Annotated in this window: 20 protein-coding genes; 11 read left to right on the top strand and 9 right to left on the bottom strand. The window is 68.3% G+C overall.

Annotation, left to right across the window (positions count from 1 at the left end; translation table 11 throughout):
- Positions 1-56 precede the first annotated feature (56 nt).
- The 9 genes from H0W40_RS11120 (at position 57) to H0W40_RS11080 (ending at position 10608) form a co-directional block, all read left to right on the top strand.
- Positions 57-1070, top strand: coding sequence for an FHA domain-containing protein (locus H0W40_RS11120; RefSeq protein ID WP_292446163.1), 1014 nt, complete (start codon positions 57-59; stop codon positions 1068-1070).
- Between the two features lie 292 nt (positions 1071-1362).
- Complete coding sequence (locus H0W40_RS11115) at positions 1363-1962, top strand: TetR/AcrR family transcriptional regulator (RefSeq protein ID WP_292446177.1); 600 nt, start codon at positions 1363-1365, stop codon at positions 1960-1962.
- 60 nt (positions 1963-2022) lie between these two features.
- Positions 2023-3813 carry an acyl-CoA dehydrogenase C-terminal domain-containing protein gene (locus tag H0W40_RS11110; RefSeq protein ID WP_292446161.1) on the top strand — a complete coding sequence of 597 codons (1791 nt, stop codon included), beginning with the start codon at positions 2023-2025 and terminating at the stop codon, positions 3811-3813.
- Between the two features lie 38 nt (positions 3814-3851).
- The gene (locus tag H0W40_RS11105; RefSeq protein ID WP_292446160.1) at positions 3852-4307 is read left to right on the top strand and encodes a DUF2147 domain-containing protein; all 456 of its coding nucleotides are present in this window, start codon (positions 3852-3854) and stop codon (positions 4305-4307) included.
- A 231-nt stretch (positions 4308-4538) separates the two neighbouring features.
- The gene (locus tag H0W40_RS11100; RefSeq protein ID WP_292446158.1) at positions 4539-6980 is read left to right on the top strand and encodes a 3-hydroxyacyl-CoA dehydrogenase/enoyl-CoA hydratase family protein; all 2442 of its coding nucleotides are present in this window, start codon (positions 4539-4541) and stop codon (positions 6978-6980) included.
- Between the two features lie 56 nt (positions 6981-7036).
- Complete coding sequence (locus H0W40_RS11095) at positions 7037-7522, top strand: endonuclease domain-containing protein (RefSeq protein WP_292446157.1); 486 nt, start codon at positions 7037-7039, stop codon at positions 7520-7522.
- A complete protein-coding gene (locus tag H0W40_RS11090) occupies positions 7519-8718 on the top strand; it encodes an acetyl-CoA C-acyltransferase (RefSeq protein WP_292446156.1) in 1200 nt (399 codons plus the stop codon). Before H0W40_RS11095 ends, H0W40_RS11090 begins: the two co-directional genes overlap by 4 nt.
- 152 nt (positions 8719-8870) lie before the next feature.
- Positions 8871-9635, top strand: a complete 765-nt coding sequence (locus H0W40_RS11085; RefSeq protein ID WP_292446155.1) for an enoyl-CoA hydratase — start codon at positions 8871-8873, stop codon at positions 9633-9635.
- 142 nt (positions 9636-9777) lie between these two features.
- Positions 9778-10608 carry an NAD(P)-dependent oxidoreductase gene (locus tag H0W40_RS11080; protein ID WP_292446153.1) on the top strand — a complete coding sequence of 277 codons (831 nt, stop codon included), beginning with the start codon at positions 9778-9780 and terminating at the stop codon, positions 10606-10608.
- 16 nt (positions 10609-10624) lie between these two features.
- Here the strand turns inward: H0W40_RS11080 and H0W40_RS11075 are convergent, their stop codons facing one another.
- Positions 10625-11332 (bottom strand): hypothetical protein, encoded by a 708-nt coding sequence (locus tag H0W40_RS11075; RefSeq protein WP_292446152.1) that lies wholly within the window; start codon positions 11330-11332, stop codon positions 10625-10627.
- A gap of 207 nt (positions 11333-11539) precedes the next feature.
- Here H0W40_RS11075 and ruvB point away from each other — a divergent pair, with 207 nt between their 5' ends.
- Positions 11540-12601 carry a Holliday junction branch migration DNA helicase RuvB gene (ruvB, locus tag H0W40_RS11070; protein ID WP_292446150.1) on the top strand — a complete coding sequence of 354 codons (1062 nt, stop codon included), beginning with the start codon at positions 11540-11542 and terminating at the stop codon, positions 12599-12601.
- A 119-nt stretch (positions 12602-12720) separates the two neighbouring features.
- Here the strand turns inward: ruvB and H0W40_RS11065 are convergent, their stop codons facing one another.
- The 6 genes from H0W40_RS11065 to H0W40_RS11040 all read right to left on the bottom strand — a co-directional run bounded on the left by H0W40_RS11065 (position 12721) and on the right by H0W40_RS11040 (position 17606).
- Positions 12721-13221: a copper chaperone PCu(A)C gene (locus H0W40_RS11065; RefSeq protein WP_292446148.1), complete on the bottom strand. Its 501-nt coding sequence runs from the start codon at positions 13219-13221 to the stop codon at positions 12721-12723.
- A 91-nt stretch (positions 13222-13312) separates the two neighbouring features.
- A complete protein-coding gene (locus H0W40_RS11060; RefSeq protein WP_292446146.1) occupies positions 13313-14467 on the bottom strand; it encodes a DSD1 family PLP-dependent enzyme in 1155 nt (384 codons plus the stop codon).
- A 12-nt stretch (positions 14468-14479) separates the two neighbouring features.
- Entirely contained in the window at positions 14480-15187 is a 708-nt protein-coding gene (locus tag H0W40_RS11055) for a histidine phosphatase family protein (protein ID WP_292446144.1), read from the bottom strand.
- The gene (locus tag H0W40_RS11050) at positions 15187-15834 is read right to left on the bottom strand and encodes a YbhB/YbcL family Raf kinase inhibitor-like protein (protein ID WP_292446142.1); all 648 of its coding nucleotides are present in this window, start codon (positions 15832-15834) and stop codon (positions 15187-15189) included. The genes H0W40_RS11055 and H0W40_RS11050 overlap by 1 nt, the downstream gene beginning before the upstream one ends.
- Before the next feature lie 114 nt (positions 15835-15948).
- On the bottom strand, positions 15949-16272 hold the full coding sequence (locus tag H0W40_RS11045) for a DUF1840 domain-containing protein (protein ID WP_292446141.1): 324 nt from the start codon (positions 16270-16272) through the stop codon (positions 15949-15951).
- Between the two features lie 5 nt (positions 16273-16277).
- Complete coding sequence (locus tag H0W40_RS11040) at positions 16278-17606, bottom strand: class I SAM-dependent methyltransferase (protein WP_292446139.1); 1329 nt, start codon at positions 17604-17606, stop codon at positions 16278-16280.
- A 71-nt stretch (positions 17607-17677) separates the two neighbouring features.
- On the opposite strand from H0W40_RS11040, the gene H0W40_RS11035 reads away from it, so the two are divergent.
- On the top strand, positions 17678-18535 hold the full coding sequence (locus H0W40_RS11035) for a fumarylacetoacetate hydrolase family protein (RefSeq protein WP_292446137.1): 858 nt from the start codon (positions 17678-17680) through the stop codon (positions 18533-18535).
- 90 nt (positions 18536-18625) lie between these two features.
- Here the strand turns inward: H0W40_RS11035 and H0W40_RS11030 are convergent, their stop codons facing one another.
- Positions 18626-19810 (bottom strand): methyl-accepting chemotaxis protein, encoded by a 1185-nt coding sequence (locus tag H0W40_RS11030; RefSeq protein ID WP_367153796.1) that lies wholly within the window; start codon positions 19808-19810, stop codon positions 18626-18628.
- A 326-nt stretch (positions 19811-20136) separates the two neighbouring features.
- Positions 20137-22983 (bottom strand): formate dehydrogenase subunit alpha, encoded by a 2847-nt coding sequence (fdhF, locus tag H0W40_RS11025; protein ID WP_292446175.1) that lies wholly within the window; start codon positions 22981-22983, stop codon positions 20137-20139.
- Positions 22984-22988 lie beyond the last annotated feature (5 nt).

The following is a 22988-nucleotide window of genomic DNA, read 5'->3' as shown; positions in this document are numbered from 1 at the left end:
ATCCGGATGGCGACGGTTTGTTCGGCGCCGCGACGGATGGCCTCGGTGACGCGCCGATGACCACCGAGCCGAGGATTGCGCCCGACGCTCGCCTCGCATTGGTCGAACTGCTCGACCGCGATGGCGGTGTCGCGCACCGCATTGCCGTGACCCGCTGGCCGATCACCATCGGCCGCGCGCTCGACTGCGACGTGCTGCTCGACGACCCGCATGCCGCCGCCCATCACGCGAGCCTTGACGTGCGGGACGGCCAGGCGACGCTGACCGTGGGCGACACGGTCAACGGCCTGCGACTCGCCGGCCGCCTGCTGCCGGCCGGGATCAGCCTGCCGGTGGCGAGCGGCAGCGAATGGCAGATCGGCCGCACCCGGCTGCGCCTGCGCCTGCCCGGCGAGGCGCTGGCGCCCGAACAAGCGCTGGCGCCGCCGGCACCGCTGCGCGGCCGCTGGCTGGCCGCCGGGCTGCTGTTGTTGCTGGCGGGACTGCTCGGCGAGCATTGGCTCGAGAGCGATCCGGGCGATCCGCTGAGCGGCTACCTGCCAGTGCTGGTGGCTGTGCCCATCGGCCTGGGCGTGTGGTGTTTCCTCTGGGCCCTGGGCGCAAAACTCTTCACCCGCCACTTCGACTTCCTCGCGCATCTGCGGCTGGCCTTGTCGGTGCTGCTGGCTTCGCTGCTGCTCGGCGCCGCGCTGCCGCTGGCGGCCTTTGCGCTGTCGTGGCCCTGGCTGCTGCGCGCAGGCGAGGTGCTCATGCTGGCACTCGGCTGCATCTTGATCTACGGGCACCTGAGCCTGATTCTTCCGACGCGGCGCCATGCGCTGGCGGTCGGCTTCGCGACGATGTTCCTGGTCGGCATCAGCCTGAAGCTGCTGCTGAACCACCAACGCAGCGACCGCTGGTTTTCGCCGCTTTACTTGAGCACGCTGGGGCCGCCGGCGCTGCGCGTCGCACCGGCCGTAAGCGCCGAGCGTTTCCTCGACGAGGCTCGGCGCCTGCAAGCGCCGCTGGAGCGGCAGGCGCGTGACAAGGATTCCCCGGCCTGGCTGCCGGAGGACGACATCGAAGAGTGACAGCCTCGCGGCGACTTGCCCCGCCGTCAACACGCGCGATTTGCGGGTAAACCCTCGGCCTCTTCGAGCAGAGAGCCCTACAAATAATCCGCCCTTGCCGCGCTGCGGGTACCGTTTCTCTGCAAAATAGAACGATCGTTCGTTTTTGTTCGGAGCGCCCTTGTCCCCTCTGAGTCCTGACCCCAACCCAGCCGGCAGTGCCGACCTCCCTGTCGAATCCGGCGGCGGTCGAGGCGAGTCGCGTACGGCGGCGCGCGGGAATCAGCACAAAGGTCAGCAAACCCGCGCGGCGATTCTCGATGCGGCCCTGGGCCTGGCCTCGCAGATCGGGTTGGAGGGCCTGTCGATCGGCGCGCTGGCCGAGTGCACGCGCATGAGCAAGTCGGGCGTGTTCGCGCACTTCGGCTCGAGAGAGGAATTGCAGATCTCGGTGATCCGCGAGTACCACCACCGGTTCGAGGAAGAAGTCTTCCACCCTGCGCTCCTCGAGCCTCGCGGCTTGCCCAGGCTGCGCGGCCTGTTCGAGCGCTGGGTCATGCGCGTGTCGGTGGAGATCGACTCGGGCTGCATCTACATCTCCGGCGCGGTGGAATTCGACGACCGGCCCGGCCCAGTGCGCGACGCCCTGGCCAGCATGGTGCGCACCTGGCACGGCGCGCTCGAGCGCGCCATCGGCATCGCGGTCGAAGAAGGCCACCTCAGGGCCGACGCCGATCCGATGCAGATGCTGTTCGAGATCCACGGGCTGATCCTTGCGCTGCACCACGACGCGCGCTTCATGCGCAACCCGGGCGCGATCGAACGCGCGGGCCGCGGCTTCGAGCGCATCTTGGCCGACAACCTCATCCCTGCGGCGGCAAGCCCGCCCGCAGCCCGCAAAAAGGCGCGCTGAGCAGCCGGCTCCGCGTGCCCGCATCGACTGCCTCTTTCCTTCTGACCCGGAGAACTCTTCATGGCCAGCTACACCCCCCCGATCCGCGACATGCAGTTCGTGCTGCACGAACTGCTCGGCGTGACCGACGAGCTGCGCACCATGCCGCCGCATGCCGAGGTCGACGCCGACACCATCAATGCCGTGCTCGAGGAAGGCGGCAAGTTCGCCGCCGAGGTGCTGTTTCCGCTCAATATCAGCGGCGACGAGGAAGGCTGCACGCTCGACCCGGCGACCCACGAGGTGCGCACGCCCAAGGGCTTCAAGGCGGCTTACGAGAAGTACGTCGAAGGCGGCTGGCCGGCGCTGGCCGGCGACCCCGCGTTTGGTGGCCAAGGCCTGCCGATCACGGTGAACCAGTGCCTGTACGAGATGAACAACAGCGCCAACCAGGCTTGGACCATGTACCCCGGCCTGACGCACGGCGCGTACGAAGCGTTGCACGAACACGGCACCGACGAGCAGAAGGCGCTCTACCTGGGCAAGCTCACCAGCGGCCAGTGGACTGGCACCATGTGCCTGACCGAGCCGCACTGCGGCACCGACCTGGGCCTCTTGCGCAGCAAGGCCGAGCCGCAACCAGACGGCAGCTACCGCATCACTGGCGCGAAGATCTTCATCAGCTCCGGCGAGCACGACCTGACGGACAACATCGTTCACCTGGTGCTGGCTCGCTTGCCGGGTGCGCCGGTCGGCTCCAAGGGCATCTCGCTGTTCGTCGTGCCGAAGTTCCTGGTCAAGCCCGACGGCTCGCTCGGCGAGCGCAATCCGGTCTATTGCACCGGGCTCGAACACAAGATGGGCATTCACGGCAACGCCACGGCGCAGATCAACCTCGACGGTGCCGTCGGCTCCCTGGTCGGCCAGCCCCACAAGGGACTGGCGGCGATGTTCGTGATGATGAACGTGGCGCGCCTGGGCGTGGGCATGCAGTCGCTGGGCCTCACCGAGGTGGCGTACCAGAACGCCGCCGCCTATGCGAAAGACCGGCTGCAGATGCGCTCGCTGTCCGGCCCCAAGGCGCCCGACAAGCCGGCCGACCCCATCATCCATCACCCCGACGTGCGCAAGATGCTGCTCACAGCACGGGCCTTTGCCGAAGGCGGCCGCGCGCTCTCGCTCTACACCGCGCTGCTGATCGACCGCGAGCTCTCGCACCCCGACGAAGACGTCCGCCAGGAATCGGCCGACCAGGTGGCCCTGCTCACCCCCATCGTCAAGGCGTTCCTGACCGACAACGCCTGGCTCGCCACCTCGCACTGCATGCAGGTGTTCGGCGGCCACGGCTACATCAAGGAATGGGGCATGGAGCAGTACGTGCGCGATGCCCGCATCAACATGATCTACGAGGGCACCAACACGATCCAGTCGCTGGACCTGCTGGGCCGCAAGGTGCTGGGCGACAACGGCAAGAAGCTCAAGGCTTTCGGCAGGGTGATCGCCGACTTCATCGAAGAAGAGGGCACGAAAGAGGCGATGCAGGAGTTCGTGAACCCGCTCGCGGATCTGGGCGACAAGGTCACCAAGCTGACGACCGAACTCGGCATGAAGGGCTTCGGAAATGCCGACGAGGTGGGCGCCGCGGCGGTCGATTACCTGCGCGTGGTCGGCCACCTGGTGTTCGCCTATCTGTGGGCGCGCATGGCGAAGATCGCCCTCGAGAAACAGGACTCGGGCGATGCCTTCTACACCGCCAAGCTGGCCACGGCCCGCTTCTACTTCGCCAAGCTGCTGCCCGAGACGGCGATGCTGATCCGCACCGCACGCTCGGGCGCAGCACCGCTCATGGCGATGGACGAGGCGCTGTTCTGAGCGCCCCCGCGGCGCGACTTCAACTCACGGGAGAGATCATGATGAAACTGCTGGCAGCCGGCGCCTTCGCCATGCTCGGCGCCTTCTTGCCTCTGGCTCATGCGCAGGCACCCACCACGCCGGTCGGGCTGTGGAAGACGATCGACGACGACACGAAGGAAGAAAAGTCGCTGGTGCGCATCAGCGAATCCGGCGGCGTGCTGAGCGGCAAGATCGAGAAGCTGCTCGCCCCGAAGCGGCAGGACTCGACCTGCGACAAATGCAGCGACGAGCTCAAGGACAAGCCCATCGCCGGCATGACGATCATCAACGGCGTCAAGCAGAACGCAGACGATGCGACGCGCTGGGACGGCGGCGAGATCCTCGATCCCAACAACGGCAAGACCTACAAGGTGCGCCTGAAGCCCATCGAAGGCGGCAAGAAGCTGGAGGTGCGCGGCTACATCGGCTCGCCGCTGCTGGGGCGCACGCAGACGTGGGTGCGGGTCGAGTGAATGACTGATTGAAGCTCGGGCTGGGCCCTCCCCCCAGCCCTCTCCCAGAGGGAGAGGGGGCAATGCGCTCTCTCCTTTGAGAAAAGAGTTCGGTCCTCTCCCCCTGAGAGAAGAAGAGAGGGCCATGGCAATCTCTCTTTGAGAACGAAGGATTTGGTCCCTCTCCCTCTGGGAGAGGGTTAGGGTGAGGGCCAGCCCGACGCCCGATCGAGCAGCAATGCAGGAGAAACGATGAACAGGTTCCAGGTCAGAAAAGTCGCCGTCCTCGGCGCCGGCGTCATGGGCGCGCAGATCGCCGCGCATCTCGTCAACGTGCGGGTGCCGGTGATGCTGTTCGATCTACCGGCCAAGGACAACGACGGGGCAGGGGCCCTGTCGTCCAAGTCCTCGAAGAACGGGATCGTCACCAAGGCCATCGCCAACCTTGCCAAGCTCAAGCCGGCGCCATTGGGCGTGACCGAAGACGCCGCGTTAATCGAGCCGGCCAACTACGAGGAGCACCTCGCCCGCTTGGGCGAATGCGATCTCGTCATCGAGGCCATCGCCGAGCGCATGGACTGGAAGCTCGACCTTTACACGAAGATCGCGCCCCACCTAGCGCCGCACGCCATCGTGGCGTCGAACACGTCCGGCCTGTCGATCACGAAGCTCTCGGAGGCGCTGCCCGCATCGATCAAGCCGCGCTTTTGCGGCATCCACTTCTTCAATCCGCCGCGCTACATGGCGCTGGTCGAGCTGATCGACACGCCCACCACCGAAGGAGAGGTGCTCGATAAGCTGGAAAGCTTCGTCACCACCTTCCTCGGCAAGAGCGTGGTGCGCGCGAAGGACACGCCCAACTTCATCGCCAACCGGGTCGGCATCGCCGGCATGCTGGCGACGATGAAGGAGGCCGAGACTTTCGGCCTGACGTACGACGTGGTCGATGATTTAACCGGCAAGAAGCTCGGCCGCGCGAGCTCCGGCACCTTTCGAACGGCGGACGTGGTGGGGCTGGACACGATGGCGCATGTCATCCGCACACTGCAGGACAACCTGAAGGACGACCCCTTCTTCCCAAGCTATGCCACGCCGCCGGTGCTCGACGGCCTGATCAAGGCGGGCGCGCTCGGCCAGAAGGCCGGCGCGGGCTTCTACAAGAAGGTCGGCAAGGACATCTTGCGGCTCGATCCCGCGAAGCAGGACTCCGAGCAGAGCGATGGAGCCGGCACTTACGTGCCGGCCGGCGGCAAGGCCGATGAGATCGTCGCCCGCATGCTCAAGAAGCCGCCGGCCGATCGGCTCAAGCTCCTGCGCGAGAGCAGCAACCCGCAGGCGCAGTTCCTGTGGGCGATCCTGCGCGACAGCTTCCATTACGCGGCTGTGCATCTGGAAGACATCGCCGAGACCGCGCGCGACATCGACTTCGCCATGCGCTGGGGCTTCGGCACCTCGCAAGGGCCCTTCGAGTTGTGGCAGGAGGCCGGCTGGCAGCAGGTGGCCGAATGGATCAAGGCCGACGTCGAGGCCGGCAAGGCGCTGAGCAAGGCGCCCCTGCCGGCCTGGGTGTTCGATGGCCGCACCGGGGTGCACACGCCCGAGGGCTCGTGGTCGCCGAGCCGGCAGGCTTACGTGCCGCGCCGCGACCTGCCGGTCTATGAGCGCCAGCACTTCCCCGAGAACGTGAGCGGCTCCGGTACCACCCCGCCGCTCAAGGCCGGCACGGAAGTGTTCAAGAACGAGGAAGTGCGCATCTGGACGCTGGACGGCGAGGTGCTCATTGCGAGCATCACCGCCAAGCTGCACCTCATCAGCCCGACGGTCACCGAAGGTTTGCTGAAGGCGGTGGAACTTGCGGAGGCTCGGTACAAGGGTCTGGTGATCTGGTCTCCCGACGACGTGTTCTCGGCCGGCGCCAATCTCGAGGCGCTGATGCCGGTGTTCATGAAGATGGGCGCGAAGGGCATCGCCCCCGAAGAGAAGAAGCTGCAGGACGCGATGCTGCGCATCCGCTATGCGCAAGTGCCGGTCGTCAGCGCCATTCGCGGCATCGCGCTCGGCGGCGGTTGCGAGCTGGCGGTGCATTCGGCGCGCCGTGTCGCGGCGATGGAAAGCTACATGGGTCTGGTCGAAGTGGGCGTCGGACTGATCCCCGGCGGCGGCGGCCTGGCCTACATCGCCCGCCGCGCCGCGGAGATGGCTGCGGCCGGCAATGCGGGCGCGGACATCTTCGCCTTCCTCAAGGACGGCTTCACGAATGCCGCGATGGCCAAGGTCGGCACCAGCGCGCTGGAGAGCCGCAAGCTCGGCTACCTGCTGGAGAGCGACGTGATCGTGCCCAACAAGGACGAGTTGCTGTTCGTGGCGACGCAGCAGGCTCGCGCGATGTTCGAGAGCGGCTACCGCCCGCCGGTGAGGCGCCTGTTCCCGGTAGCCGGGCGCTCGGCGATTGCCACGATCAAGGGCCAGCTTGCCAACATGCGCGACGGTGGCTTCATCAGCGCGCACGACTTCCACATTTCCGCGCTGATCGCGGAGGTGGTGTGCGGCGGCGATGTCGATGCCGGCTCCATGGTGAACGAGGAGTACCTGATGGCACTGGAGCGCGAGCGCTTCTGCGGTTTGCTGGAGCATCCAAAGAGCCAGGAACGGATCATGGGCATGCTGCAGACGGGCAAGCCGGTACGCAATTGAGTCACGGCGGCGAGCGACCCGATCGAGCCCTCGAGCACGCGCTGCGCTGAAACGCCATGGCCAACCCTGCGACACCGACCGGTCCCCTCTCCCGCACGCGGGAGAGGGTTAGGGTGAGGGCGCGTGAGCTGCGCCGTGCCTCACCCGACGCCGAACGTGCGATCTGGCACCACCTGCGGGATCGGAGTCTCGACGGCTACAAGTTTCGCCGCCAACACCCGGTCGGCCGCTACTTCGCCGACTTTGCTTGTGTCGAAGCAAGGCTTGTTGTCGAGCTCGATGGCGGTCAGCACTACGAGCCAGCAGCAATGGCGGCCGACGCTCAACGCAGTGGAGCGCTGACGGCGAACGGCTTCCATGTGATGCGCTTCAGCAACCGTGAAGCACTTGCGGAACACGACGGGGTCCTGACCGCCATCCTCGATTGGCTCCGACTCCACCACCCTCACCCCAGCCCTCTCCCGCTAGCGGAAGAGGGAGCCGAGCAATGTCCTCTCCCCCAGGCGGGAGAGGGAGCAACACCAGCAAGGACCGAGACATGAGCAAGCAACTTCAGGACGCCTACATCGTCGCCGCGACCCGCACACCCATCGGCAAGTCCGGCCGCGGCATGTTCCGCAATACGCGGTCCGACGACTTGCTGGTGGCGGCAATTCACGGGGCCATGAAGCAGGTGCCCGGCCTCGACCCGAAAGCCATCGAAGACGCCATCGTCGGCTGCGCCATGCCGGAGGGCGAACAGGGCCTGAACATGGCGCGCATCGCCGTGCTGCTGGCCGGCCTGCCGAACGGCGTCGGTGGCGTCACCGTCAACCGCTTCTGCGCCTCGGGCCTGACCGCCGTGCAGATGGCGGCCGACCGCATCCGCGTCGGCGAGGCCGACGTGATGATTGCCGCCGGTGCCGAGTCGATGAGCATGGTGCCGATGAGCGGCAACAAGCCCTCCTTCAACCCCGAAGTGTTCGCCAGGAACGAAAACATCGGCATCGCCTACGGCATGGGGCTGACGGCCGAGAAGGTGGCGGCGCAGTGGAAGGTGTCACGCGAAGCGCAGGACGAGTTTGCGCTGCAGTCGCACCTGAAGGCGCTCAAGGCGATCGAGACCGGCCAGTTCAGCGACGAGATCACGCCGGTGGAGATCGTGGACCGTTATCCGAACCTCGAGGACGGCACGACGGCGCTGAAGACCCGCACCGCGAGCATCGACGAAGGCCCGCGCCCCGACACCTCGCTCGAAGGCTTGGCCAAGCTGCGCGCGGTGTTCGCCGCGAAGGGCTCGGTCACCGCCGGCAACAGCTCGCAGACGAGCGACGGCGCCGGCTGCCTGATCCTCGCCTCCGAAAAGGCGATCAAGCAGCACGGCCTCACCCCGCTCGCCCGCTTCGTCAGCTTCGCGATCAAGGGCGTGCCGCCCGAGATCATGGGCATCGGCCCGATCGAGGCGATCCCGGCGGCGCTGAAGTACGCCGGCCTCACGAAGGACCAACTCGACTGGATCGAGCTCAATGAAGCCTTCGCCGCGCAATCGCTGGCGGTGCTGAACACGCTGGACCTCGACCGCTCCAAGGTCAATCCGATGGGCGGCGCCATTGCGCTGGGCCACCCGCTCGGCGCCACCGGCGCGATCCGCGCGGCGACGGTCATCCACGCGCTGCGCCGTCACAACCTGAAGTACGGCATGGTCACGATGTGCGTGGGCACCGGACAGGGTGCGGCGGGAATCTTCGAGCGCGTCTGAGCGCCTGGCACCTAGGTTCAGCACGGCGCTTAGGTCGGCTCAGCTGTGCTTCGCCACGCCATCCCCAGCTCGCACCAATCCGCCTCGCCTCGCACCGCACCGCACCGCCCGCTCACTCGCTCGCTCGCTCGCTCACCGTTCCGGAGACCTCGATGTCCGACATCCTTGCCCACGTCGAAGCCGGCGTCCTCACGCTGACCTTCAACCGCCTCGACAAGAAGAACTCGATCACCGCCGCGATGTATTCAGCGCTCGGCGACGCGCTGGCGACGGCGAAAGACGACGACGAAGTTCGCGCCGTCGTGTTCCAGGGCCACGAACTGATCTTCTCCGCCGGCAACGACCTCGGCGACTTCATCAGCAACCCGCCGGCCGGCCCGGATTCGCCGGTCTGGCGCTTCCTGCACGGCATCAGCAGCTTTCCCAAGCCGGTCGTCGCGGCGGTGTGCGGCGCGGCCGTCGGCATCGGCACCACCCTGCTCCTGCACTGCGACCTGGTCTATGCGGGCGACAACGCCAAATTCAGCCTGCCGTTCGTGAACCTCGGCCTGTGCCCCGAGGCCGCATCCAGCCTGCTGCTGCCGCGCCTCATCGGCCATCCGCGTGCGGCCGAGGCGCTGCTGCTCGGCGAGCCCTTCGGCGCCGAACAGGCGCTGGAGTGGGGGCTCGTCAACCGCATCCTGCCGCCGGGCGAGGTCAACGGTTTCGCGCAGGCGCAGGCGAGGAAGCTTGCCGACAAGCCACGCGCCTCGCTGGTGGAGACCAAGCGTTTCATGAAGGCCGGCCAGGCCGAGGCGGTGAGCGCGCGCATGGCCGAAGAAGGCGCGCTGTTCGCCCGCCTGCTCGGCGAGCCGGCGGCGCGCGAGGCCTTCACGGCGTTCATGGCCAAGCGCAAGCCGGATTTCTCGAAGCTCTGACGACCGCCCCCGAGCCGCCGCCACGCAGCGGCTGGCTCCGGCGAGGCCGCGATACGCAGTGCGGACCTGCGTTTCCACGGTGAGCGTTCAGGGCAGTCCGCGCATCGCCCCTTCCCAACGGCCCCTGCACCAGTAAATTTCCATGGACCTCAAAGGCAAGACGCTCTTCATCACCGGCGCCAGCCGCGGCATCGGCCTGGCCATCGCCAAGCGCGCGGCGGCAGCCGGCGCCAACATCGCACTGATCGCCAAGACCACCGAGGCCAACCCCAAGCTGCCCGGCACCATCTACAGCGCCGCCGAGGAGATCGAGGCCGCCGGCGGCCAGGCCCTGCCGATCGCCGGCGACATCCGCGAGGAGGCCAGCGTGCTCGCAGCAGTGGCGCAGACGGCCGAGCGCTTCGGCGGCATCGACATCCTTGTCAACAACGCCAGCGCGATCAGCCTCACGCCGACGCACGCCACGCCGATGAAGCGCTTCGACCTCATGTTCGGCGTCAACGTGCGCGGCACCTACCTGTGCACGCAGGCCTGCCTGGCGCACCTGATCAAGAGCGCCGAGGCCGGCCGCAACCCGATGGTGCTCAACATGTCGCCGCCGCTGTCGATGAAGCCGCACTGGTTCAAGAACCACGTGGCCTATACGATGGCCAAGTACGGCATGAGCGAATGCACGCTCGGCCACGCGGCCGAGTTCAAGCCCTACGGCATCGGCGTCAACAGCCTGTGGCCGCGCACCGCCATCGCGACGGCCGCACTGCAGATGATCCCCGGCCTGGACATCGCCAAATGCCGCACGCCCGAAATCCTGGCTGACGCCGCCTACCTGGTCCTGACCAGCGACGCCAAGACCATGACCGGCAACTTCTTCATCGACGACACGCTGCTGGCGCAGCACGGCATCACCGATCTCGAAAAGTACAGCGTGACGCCAGGGACGAAAGAATTCGTGCCGGATTTTTTCGTGGATTGAGCAGGCGGCGCCCGCCTTACTCTTCGGAGCGCAATCCGTCCAGCCAGACAGACCAAGCCGCCTCGAAAGGCGTCGGCCCGTCGGCCACAGAGCGCGCTTGCGCTGCCTTGCGGATCCACATTCGCGTGTCGTGATGCGCACCGGCCACGGGCTGACGATCGCGAACGCGCGTGAACCAGGCATGTACCGCGGCGTAGTGCTCGGGATGGCGATCCGCGGTCCAGGCCAGGCCGACAAGATCGGCGAAGCCTTCCTCGCGCCGCACCCGGCGCATGTCGCGCTGCAAGCGCTGCAGCCCGGCGCCGTCGTCGGTCACCGGCCCGACGGCATTCGCGAAACCGGCCGGCAGTGTCTGCCAGGCACCCTGCACATGCCGCCAGCAGTGCGCCAGCTCGTGCGCCGTCATCGCCTCGATGACGGGAGCGCGCAACTCGGATGGCAGGCCGCGCAGCAGCGCCTCGGGGTCGTCGCCTTCGGCACGGCCTCGCATCGACAGCACGAGCTTGCAGCGCCCGCCGATGAAGGCCATGGCAAAGGGCACGTCGCCCGGCCGGGCCTGCGGTTGCACGATGACGTCGAGCGGGAGCCGCTGCGCCAATGCGTAAGCGAGCACCGGCGAGCCGGCCTGAAGCCAGCGCGTCTCCACTTCGGTCAACGCCGGGCCGGCCCAGACCAGCGCGGGCAGCAGGCTTTGCAGCAGGGCCAGGAAGAGGCGCTTGCACATGTGGCCATTGCACGGCCGAAGCCGCCGGGCCATCGGGCTGAAAAGCGCGGCTTGCCGCGCCCTGTTTCGTGGCTCCCGCAACGCACGGGCGCACTCGGCCCGGTCGAATCCGCTTTGCGGAACGCGCAAGCTCTCGAACACCTGCGACCCCCTCTCGCTCGAGGTGCGGCGGTTCTTGCCGGTGCCTTGCTCCCGCACAATCGCGCCATGAGCATCCAGACCGACGATTTCGCACCGGCTTCGGCGATACCGCGGCGCGTCCTCAGTGCCGCACCGGTATCACCGAACGAAGAGGCCGTGGAGCGCGCGCTGCGCCCCAAGGGCTTGGCGGAGTACGTCGGCCAGGTCAAGGCGCGCGAGCAGCTCGAAATCTTCATCGGCGCGGCGAAGAAACGTGGCGAGGCGATGGACCACGTGCTGCTGTTCGGCCCGCCGGGGTTGGGCAAGACGACGCTCTCGCACATCATCGCCGCCGAGCTGGGAGTGAACCTGCGCCAGACCTCCGGGCCCGTGCTGGAAAAGCCCAAGGACCTGGCGGCGATCCTCACCAACCTCGAGAAGAACGACGTGCTGTTCATCGACGAGATTCACCGCCTCTCGCCGGTGGTCGAGGAGATCCTGTATCCGGCGCTGGAGGACTACCAGATCGACATCATGATCGGCGAGGGCCCCGCGGCGCGCTCGATCAAGCTGGAACTGCAGCCTTTCACGCTGGTCGGCGCGACCACGCGCGCCGGCATGCTGACCAACCCGTTGCGCGACCGTTTCGGCATCGTCGCGCGGCTGGAGTTCTACACGGTCGAGGAACTCGCGCGCATCGTCACCCGCTCGGCCGGCTTGCTCAACGTGCCGACCGAAATCGACGGCGCGCAAGAGATCGCGCGCCGCTCGCGCGGCACGCCACGCATCGCCAACCGGCTGCTGCGCCGCGTGCGCGACTACGCCGAGGTCAAGGGCAACGGCCGCATCGATCTGGCCACGGCCGACAAGGCGCTGAAGATGCTCGACGTCGATCCGCAGGGCTTCGACGTGATGGACCGCAAGCTGCTCGAAGCCGTGATCCACCGCTTCGACGGCGGGCCGGTCGGCCTGGACAACGTGGCCGCGGCCATCGGCGAGGAGCCGGGCACGATCGAGGACGTGATCGAGCCCTACCTCATCCAGCAGGGCTACCTGCAGCGCACGCCGCGCGGACGCATCGCCACGCTGGCGGCTTACCGCCACCTCGGAGTGACGCCGCCGGCAGCTGCGGCAGGACTGTTCGGCTGAGGCGCTGCTTGCGCTGCTGAACAGGGTGGCCCTTGCGAGCAAGGCACCGGCGAGCCGGTAAGTCGCCGTGGATGATGCTTCGAGGCCTTGCCTGCGCCGCAGGTGCTCGCCCCGGCTTGTCAGTGCTTGTGGTGATCCGCGTGCTCGGCTGCAGGAGCCGCAGCGGCAGCAGCCGCTTTCTCGACCTTCACCTCCACCATCACGTCGCCGGCCTTCTCGAACGTGAGCTTCAGCGGAATGCTCTTGCCCAGTTCCAGCGGCGCCTTCAGCCCCAGGAGCATGAGGTGGTCGCCGCCCGGCTTGAGCTCGACACTGCCGCCCGCAGGCAGCTCGATGGCGTCGAGCTGGCGCATGCGCATCACGTCGCCGTCGAGCTTCATGGTGTGCAGCTCGACACGCTCGGCCGCCGTGCTGCTGACGGAGAGCAGACGGTCCGCGGTCTTGCCGCGGTTCTCGAGTTTGAAGTAGCCACCGCCGGCCATCTGACCGGCCACCGTGGGCCGCGCCCAAGGATGGGCGATCCGGATGGCGCCGGCCTGGTAGTCATGTGCCAGGGCGAGAGGCGCGCCGAGCGCGACGCAGATCGCCACCAGGGCGCCGCGAAAGGAGGGATTTTTCATGGGGCGATTTTGCTCGCAGAAGGCGTTGTTCTATCGCCCCACCAGCGATCGGGAACAGGCCGACACGGGGCCGTGCCCGCCGCGGACGGAATCAATCGAGCCGCCCCCGCGCGTCCACCGTCCACACCGCCTCGACCACGCCGCGCTTCAGCCCGCCGCGCACGGCGATCAGGTGATCGTGCAGGTTGACGGTCGGATCGCAGTGGCCGGGCACCAGCCAGAGCGTGTCGCCGAGCGCCGGCAATGCGGCGCCTTCGCCGCGCGGCTTCAGCATGCAATGCTCGTCGTTGGCACCGACGACCTGCAGGTCCTCGCGCTGCCACACGGTGGGCAGGCCCGACTCGATCGCATGCGACTTGTGGCCGGCATCGACGACGACATGCGTAGTGCTCGCGCTCATCACCTGCGCCTTGACGAAGAGGGCGTGCTCGAAGCGCGGTGCGTCGGGATGCGGCGTGTTGCGCGCGTAGTCTGCGTCGAGGAAGGCGTAGCTGCCGGGCTGGAGTTCGCCGTAGACGCCGCTGCCGGCTTCGAGCATGAACGTGCCGCTGCCGGCGCCGGTCACGAGCAGGGGGGTGTCGATGCCGGCAGCGCTGATCGCAGCGCGCGCCGCGCTCACGATGGCGACTGCCTGCTCGATGGCTGCCGCGCGCTCGGCTGCGCTGCGGAAGTGCTGGGCGCTGCCGTGGTAGGCCTGCAACCCGGCCAACCGCAGGCCGGCGCCATCGACCCCGGGCCGGGGGGGCGCCTGCGCGGCCACCTGCCGCGCCAGCGCAGCGGCCTGCTCGGGCGACACGCCGCAGCGGCCTTGCCCGACATCGACCTCAATGAACACGTCCACCGTGCTGCCGGCACCCTTCACGGCCTGGGCCAGCCTGTCGATGCCGAGTGCGCTATCGACAGTCATCGCCAGCCGCACCCGCTGTGCCAGCGCAGCAAGGCGAGCCAGCTTGGCCGGCGCAATCACCTCGTTGCTGACGAAGACGTCGCTCACGCCGGCCGCTGCCAGCGCCTCGGCCTCGCCCGTCTTCTGCACGCACACGCCCACGGCGCCCAGCGCCATCTGGCGCAGCGCGATGGCCGCGCACTTGTGCATCTTGGCGTGGGGACGCAGCTTCACGCCCTGCGCGCGCGCAAAGTCGGCCATCGCCCGCAGGTTGCGCTCGAAGGCATCGAGATCGACGACCAGCGCCGGCGTGTCGATGGCGGCGACGGGATCGCCGCAGGCAGCAGGTGCAGGGCGCATTCGAGTCCTCACTCAGGCGGCATGGCCGACCTTGTCGGTCGAGGGGCTGAGCGAAGGGGCGCCGCCGATCCCGCCATCGCTGAACTCGTCGTGCACCAGGCCGTCGAGATGCGAGGTATCGCTCCAGCCGACGAGCGTGAAACCGTCTGGCGTATGGAGCAGCCGGTTGACGGCGGCATTGCCGAGCTGCCAGGTGCGCGGCGCCGCCAGATCGATGCGCGCCGCGGCGCGGTACAGGCAGTCCATCACGCCGCCATGCGCGACCAGCGCGACGGTCTGGCCCGGATGCGCGGCAGCGAGTCGCTCGGCCGTGGCCACCACGCGCGCATAGAAGACGCGCAGGGTTTCGCCGCCGTCGGGGGCGAACTCCAGATCGCGGGCTCGCCAGCGCGAACTGTCGTTCGGGAAGTTCGCCTCGATCGCGGCCCAGGTTTCACCTTCGAAGCAGCCGAAGCCGCGTTCGCGCAGCCCGACGTCGGGCCGCACCCTGATGCCGATCGCCGCACCGATGGCCTGCGCGGTATCGAAAGCCCGGGCCAGGTCGCTGGCATAGATGACGTGAATGCCCTCCCCGGCCACGGCCTGCGCGACGCGCCCGGCCTGCCAGCGCCCCTTGTCGTTGAGCCCCACGTCGAGCTGCCCCTGGATGCGGGTGCCGACGTTCCAGTCGGTCTCGCCGTGGCGGATGGCGAGGATGCGGGTGGCCTCCGTCTGCGGCATCAGGCGGCACCCCCGTCTGAATTTCGCAGCCGGGGATTGAGCGTAAAGGTGCCGCTGAAGCGGGCCTCGCCGAGCACATGGCCTTCGATCGCGGAGCGCACCTGCGCGCCGGTGAAGCTGCCTTCGACCGGCAGCCGGGCCACATCGAGTGCGTAGAGCGTGAAGAGGTAGCGGTGCAGGGTGGCGTCGTTGAAGGGTGGAAACGGGCCGTCGTAGCCGTGGTAATCGCCGGCGCGCTCGGCGTCGCCGGCGAACCAGCCGGTGAAGTCGTTCAAGCCCTGGCGAGCACCGTGCAGGCTGGCCGGACCGGGCTTGCCGCGCGGCGTGAAGCCGTGGCTGAACTCGCCCTCGGCCAGTTGCGTGAACGTGGGCGGCAGATCGACCAGCACCCAGTGGAAGAAATCGATGCGCGGCAGGCTCGCTGGCACCTCGCGGCCGGGCTGGTTCACGTCGTCGCCGCGGCTGGGCACGTCGGGGTCGTGGCAGATCAGTGCGAGGCTGCGGGTGCCGGCCGGCAGATCGCTCCACGCGAGTTGCGGAGAGACGTTGTCGGAAAAAGCGACGGTGCTCGCCGCGTCGGGTCGGCCGGCCGCAAACTTTTCGGGGATCGGGCCGCCGTCGGCCCAGCTTGCGCTGGTGAGTTTCAAATCGGCTCCTCGGTTTGACGAACGAAAAGCATCAGAAAGAAGTTCGAAGGTCGAGTCCGCGGGTGCCTTGCTTAGCAACGGCTGCCGCGATGGCGGTGACTTCGACGGACTCCCTCAGACGCCCCAGACGATCTCGACGTCGGCCTGATGCGCGCGCTTGATCATCTCGAGCATCGGCCAGGCGCGCTGGCGCAGGGTGACACCGCCGGGCGGTGGCAGCTTGCGGCCCTCTTCACGGGCCTCGGCTTCGGCCTGCTCGCGAGCGGCCTCCTCAGTGGCGATGGCCGCCTCCAGCGCCTGCAAGGCGCCCGGCATGTCGGCCGGCTCGAGGATGCCCTTGGGCGCCGGCTCCTTGCCCATGGTGCGCAGCACCGCATCGCCGACCGGGCCGGTCATGATCAGGTCGCCGCTGTTCCTGGACTTGAACTTGTAGATCATCGTTTTCAGCCTCGGCTTTGCAGGTGGGGATTCGAGTGTGAATTCAGCGTGAAATGGTCGCGCTGGAAGGGGTGGGCCGATTGTGCCCCCCGCATCGGGCCGTCCTCGGGGCGCCCGCTCGGCCGGCTGGCCAGCACCTGATGCAGCGACATCCAGCCGCGCTCGAAACCCAGCGCGCTGAAGCCAAGATAGAGCCGATAGGCGCGCACGACGGGCTCCGTGGTGACCCGGCGCGCGAGTTCGAGCCGCGCCTCCAGCGCGTCGCTCCACGCCCACAGCGTGCGCGCGTAATGCGGGCGAAGGTTCTCCATGTCCAGCCCTTCCAGGCCGGCCTCGGCCATTGCAGCCATGACTTGCGAGATGTGCACCAGCTCGCCGCCCGGAAAGATGTGGCGCCCCACGAAGTCGCCGATGCCGGCGCCGAGCTGGCGGTTGTGCAGCCCGCCGGCGCTGATGCCGTGGTTGAGCAGCAGGCCGCCCGGCTTGAGCAGGCGGCGGATCTTGGCGAAATAGCCGGTCAGCCGCGCCACGCCGACATGCTCGAACATGCCCACCGAGGCGATCTTGTCGTAGGACTCGGTCTCCGGCAGTTCACGGTAATCGCACAGCGCCACCGTCACGCGCCCGCGCAGCCCGCGCGCATCGATCAACTGCTGCATGTGCGCATACTGCTCTTTCGACAGGGTGATGCCGTGCGCCCTCACGCCGTGCCGCTCGGCCGCCCACAGCAGCAGTGCGCCCCAACCGGCGCCGATATCGAGCAGCCGCTCGCCCGGCCGCAGCATCAACTTGCGGCAGATCAGCTCGAGCTTGGCCTCCTGCGCCTTGGCCAGCGTGACCACGCCGCGTGGCCAGTAGGCGCACGAATAAACACGCCGCGGATCGAGCCAGAGCGCATAGAAGTCGTTGGAGACGTCGTAGTGAAACGCGATCTGCGCCCGGTCGCGCAGCGCGCTGTGGCGCAGCCGCGAACGCATGGGGCTCAGGAGGCGGCTCACAAAGCGTGCGGGACCGTTCGGCGTGGCGGCGATCACCGGGTCGGCCGGCAGCAGGTCCGCCCCGACCGTGCAGATGTCGCGCAGGTTGCCGTCGAGCTCGAGCCGACCGTCCACGTAGGCCTCGGCCAGCGCACCGAGCTGGCCGCGAGCCAACAGCGCCAGCAGGCCGGTGTCGTTCAGTCCGAGCACCACCCGCGACGGCGCAGCGCCGAGCCGGGCGCCGTTGGGCAGCAACAGCGCGGTCGACACCGGCAGGCGCTCCAGGCGCGCCGCAAGGCGCTCGGCTGTGGCGTTCGCGGCGCCGCGAACGGGCACTGTGTTGGGCAATGTGAGCATGGAGTCCCCGACCGAGTCGCGCGGCGTCGCGCAGGGCACACTCGCAAGCCCAGCAATTGAAGAGCCCGACGATGAAACTGGTTCGCTATGGCGCCGCCGGGCGCGAGAAACCCGGCCTGATCGACTCTCAGGGAACGCTGCGTGATCTGTCCAGCCTGCTGCCCCCGGGTTCAGGTGGTCTTCATCTGCCGGCGCTCGGCCTTGCCGGCCTGGCCCGCTTGCGCCGGCTCGATGCCACCGCGCTGCCGCGCGTACGCGGCACGCCGCGCCTGGGCGTGCCCTTCACCGGCATCAGCAAGTTCGTCGGTATCGGCCTGAATTACCGCGACCACGCCGCGGAGGCGGGCCTGCCGGTGCCGAGCGAGCCGATCATCTTCATGAAGGCGACCACCTCCATCAGCGGGCCGAATGACCCGATCGAGATGCCGCCCGACGCGCAGAAGGTGGATTGGGAGGTCGAGCTCGGCGTCGTCATCGGCAAGACTGCCAAGAACGTGTCGGAGGCGGGGGCCCTGGCGCACGTGGCCGGCTATTGCGTGGTCAACGACGTGAGCGAGCGCGCCTGGCAAATGGAGCGCGGCGGCACCTGGGACAAGGGCAAGGGCTTCGATACGTTCGGTCCGATCGGGCCCTGGCTCGTGACGGCGGACGAGGTGCCCGACCCCCAGGCGCTCGCCATGTGGCTCGATGTGAACGACCAGGCTCGCCAGCGCGGCAACACCGCCACCATGGTGTTCGGCGTGGCGGCGCTGGTCAGCTACGTGAGCCGCTGCATGACCCTGCTGCCCGGCGACGTGATCGCCACCGGCACGCCGCCCGGCGTGGCGATGGGCATGAAGCCGCAGCCGCAGTATCTGAAGGCCGGCGATGTGGTGACGCTGGGAATCGACGGCCTGGGAGCGCAGCGGCAGGCCCTGGTGCAGGAGTGAGGCGGGCGCGATCGCCGCTGTCTTCGCAGGCGGGCACCTCGCGTGCCTTGCTTCGCAAGGGCTGGCGCGATGGCGCTGTCTGTTGCGGCTTCAGGCCGCCAGCTTGAACACCTTCACCGCATCGGTAAGCTTGTGCGACTGTTCGTGCAAGGAGGTGGCCGCCGCAGCGGCCTGCTCGACCAGCGCAGCGTTCTGCTGCGTCATGCCGTCCATCTGCTCGACCTGGCGATTGATCTGCTCGATGCCGACGCTCTGTTCACGGCTGGCCACGCTGATCTCGCCCATGATGTGCGTCACCTGGCGCACGCTGGAAAGAATCTCGCTCATCGTCGCGCCGGCCTGATCGACCAGCTTGGCGCCGGTGTCGACCTTGCCGGCCGAGTCCTCGATCAGCGTCTTGATCTCCTTGGCCGCCGCCGCGCTGCGCTGGGCCAGCGAGCGCACTTCGCCGGCCACTACCGCGAAACCGCGGCCCTGCTCGCCGGCCCGCGCCGCTTCCACGGCGGCGTTAAGCGCGAGGATGTTGGTCTGGAAGGCGATGCCGTCGATCACGCCGATGATGTCGGCGATCTTGCGTGCGCTGGCGTTGATCTCGGTCATCGTCGAGACCACCTGGCTCATCACTTCGCCGCCTCGGCCGGCCACGCTGCTCGCCGTGGTGACGAGCTGGTTGGCCTGCTGAGCGTTGTCGGCATTCTGACGCACGGTGGCCGTGAGCTGCTCCATGGAGCTGGCGGTTTGCTGCAGGCCGCTGGCCTGGTTTTCGGTGCGGGTGGACAGGTCGGCGTTGCCCGAGGCGATCTCGCTCGAGGCCAGCGCCACCTGCTCGGCCGAAGCGCGCACGTCGGCGATGGTCGCCTGCAGCTTCTTGCGCATGGTGTTGAGCTCGTGGTTCAGCCAGGCGATCTCGTCGCGGCCGGTGGAGCTGATCTTGGTGACGAGGTCGCCCTTGGCGATGCGCATCACCGCGTCGACCACCTGCTCGACCGGCGCCTTGACGCTGCGCCGCACCGCCCAGCCCAGCCAGGCGCCGAACAGCGCGGCCAGGCCGACGAGCAGGCCGATCATGAGCGCCGCGCGGTCGGCCGTTTGCTGCAAGGCGGTCGCCTTCGCCATGAGCGCCGCGCTCGCGGAGGCCGCCAGCAGCGCCTGAGCTTCGGCGGTGTTGCTGCGCAGGGTCCAGACGCTGGTCGCGCCCAGCGCCAGCATCAGCAGGACCATCGCCGCAAAGCCGGCGGCGATGCGGGTGGTCAATCGGTAGTTCAGCAGGTTCATTCGATCTTTCCAGGGTGCGCCGCGGTTGTCTCCGCGCGTAACCGGCTGGCGCATTGCACTACGCCGGTAGCTGCTGGAAATATCGACGCAATGGAGCCGAACTGAAGCCCCGATCAGCACGGCGCAAGACGCGCTTTTCGCTGAAGGGGAAAGCGGGCGCAGCGCACATTCGGCAGGCAGCGTCGCGCCGCACCAGAGCGCAACAAGCTCGCCGCGCACTTGCGAGAGCGACCGCGCGCAGGTGCGGCCCGGCGGCCGCAGCCAGGAGGTCAAACGCCGGCGCCCTGCGGCGACGGATGGCTGTGCTCAGCCGGCCTGCATCCCTCTTAGACCACCGCCGTGACCTTAACCGCCGTGACCTTGAAGCCCGGAATCTTGGCCACCGAATCCAGCGCGTCGCCGGTCAGCTTGTTGGCCGCGGCTTCCCAGAAAGCGAAGGGCAGGAACACCTGGCCGCGCTGCACGTCGGAGCTGACCTGGGCGCGCGCCTGCACCGCGCCCCAGCGCGTGGCGAGCTGCACCACCTGGCCATGCCGCGCACCGAGCGCCTGAGCATCAGCCGGATGCAACGAGACCAGCGCCTCGGGCGCGATCGCATCGAGCATGCTCGCATGGCGTGTCATCGCACCGGTGTGCCAGTGCTCCAGCACCCGGCCGGTGGTGAGCACGAAGGGGAACTCCGCGTCGACCTGCTCGGCCCCGGGTCGGAACGCCGTGGGCACGACCGTGGCGCGGCCGTCCTTCGTGGGGAAGTTCTCGATGAAGACGACGCTCTGGCCCGGCTCGTCCTCGCGCTGCGCAGGGGTGACCACCGCGTCTTCGCGCACGAGGCGCGACCAAGGCACGCCGGCCAAGGGCTCCATCACGCCACGCATTTCCTCGAACACGCGGGCCACCGGCGCTTCGGCGGCCTGCCGGCCGTCGCCGTCCTCTTTGCGCCAGTAGTTCCAGCCGGCGCCCAGCCGGCGCGCGATCTGCTCGATCGCCCACAGGTCCTGGCGTGCATCGCCCGGCGGCGTCAGGGCCGGGCGGCCGATCTGGATGAGCCGGTCGGTGTTGGTGTAGGTGCCCCACTTCTCGGGCTGGGCCGAGGCGGGCAGGACCACATCGGCCAGGATCGCAGTTTCCGTCGCGAAGATGTCCTGCACCACCAAGTGTTCCAGCGTGGCCAGCGCCTTGCGCGCATGCGCGAGGTCGGGATCGCTCATCGCCGGGTTCTCGCCTTCAACGTACAGGCCGCGGATGGCGCCGTCGGTGACGGCGTGCATGATCTCCACCACGGTCAGGCCCGGCCTGGCGTCGATCGACGTGCTCCACAGCGCCTCGAACTGCGCGCGCACCGCCTCGCTGGTGACGCGCTGGTAGTTGGGCAGCATCATCGGGATCAGGCCGGCGTCGCTCGCGCCTTGCACGTTGTTCTGGCCGCGCAGTGGGTGCAGGCCGGTGCCGGGGCGGCCGATCTGGCCGGTGAGCAGCGACAGGGCGATCAGGCCGCGCGCGTTGTCGGTGCCGTGCACGTGCTGGCTGATGCCCATGCCCCACAGGATCATGGACGACTTGGCGGTCGCGAAGGCGCGCGCCACCGCGCGCAGCGTGTCGGCGTCGATGCCGCAGATCTCGCTCATGCGCTCGGGCGTGGCCTCGGCCACCGCCGCCTTGAGCGCTTCGTAGCCATTGACCCGGGCGGCCACGAAGGCCTCATCGACCAGGCCCTCGTCGATGATGACGTGCAGCAGGCCGTTGAGCAGCGCCACGTCGGTGTCAGGACGGAACTGCAGGTGCCACGTCGCGCGCCGCGTCAGCGCATTGGTGCGCGGATCGCAGATGACGAGCTTCGCACCCCGGTCGACGGCGTTCTTGAGCCAGGTCGCGGCGACCGGGTGGTTGACGGTCGGGTTGGCACCGATCAGGAAGATCAGCTCCGCCTCGGCCACGTCGGCCACCGGATTGCTCACCGCGCCGGAGCCGATGCCTTCGAGCAGCGCCGCCACCGAACTGGCATGGCACAGCCGCGTGCAGTGATCGACGTGCGAGCTTTGCATCGCCTGCCGCACGAGTTTCTGGAACAGGTAGGCTTCTTCGTTGCTGCCCTTGGCCGAGCCGAAGCCGGCCAGCGCCGATTGCGATCCGGCGCCCGCCGCGTCCCGGATGCGGGCCAGGCCGCCGGCGGCGAGATCGAGCGCCTCGTCCCAGCTCGCTTCGCGGAAAATATTTTCGATCGGCAACTCACCCCGCTTGACGCGCTCGATGTCAGCCGGATCCTTGGCCACGCCTTCGCGGCGCACCAGCGGCATGGTCAGGCGCTTCGGGTTGTGGATGTAGTCCACGCCGTAGCGGCCCTTGACGCAAAGCCGCCCGTGGTTGGCCGGGCCGTCGCGGCCGGTGACGAAGTGGATGCGCTCTTCGCCCTTCTCATTCGGGCCCACGTTCCACGTGAGCTGGCAGCCGACACCGCAATACGGGCAGACCGAGTCGACCTTCTTCGTGACCTCGAGCAGGCCCACGCCCTTGGCCGGCATCAACGCGCCGGTCGGGCAGGCCTGCACGCACTCGCCGCAGGCCACGCAGCTCGACTCGCCGAGCGGCGTGAGCGCGTCGAAGGTGATCTGCGCCTGCGGGCCGCGAAAGGCCAGGCCGATCACGTCGTTGCCCTGTTCGTCGCGGCAGGCGCGAATGCAGCGCGTGCATTGAATGCAGGCGTCGAGGTTGACCGCGATGGCCGGGTGCGACAGGTCGGGCGCCGCATAGCTGCGCTCGCGTTGCGGCAGGCGGCCAGTGGGCGCACCTGCCGTCTGGGCCCAGCGGCTCAGCTCCGACTCATGCGTGTACTCGTCGGTGGTCGCACCGGCGTCGCTCATCAGCAGCTCGAGCACCATCTTGCGCGCGGCCACGGCCCGCGGACTTTCGGTCTGCACCTTCATGCCCGCCGCCACACTGCGGCAGCACGAGGCGGCCAACACGCGCTCGCCATCGACCTCGACCATGCACGCGCGGCAGTTGCCGGCCGGCACGAACTGGTCGTTGTGGCACAGGTGCGGGATCGTCGTGCCTTCGCGCTTGGCGACGGTCCAGATCGTTTCGTCGGCGCGCGCGGTCACCGTGCGGCCGTCGAGCGTGAGTTCCACCGTCGCCACTTGGGGTGCGAGCAGTCGTGAGATCAGAGGGGCGTTCATGGGGT

Source organism: Methylibium sp., assembly GCF_013817345.1.
Lineage (GTDB): Bacteria > Pseudomonadota > Gammaproteobacteria > Burkholderiales > Burkholderiaceae_C > Methylibium.
The sequence above is the reverse complement of the archived record's forward strand: the minus strand, read 5'-3'. Positions and strand labels throughout refer to the sequence as shown.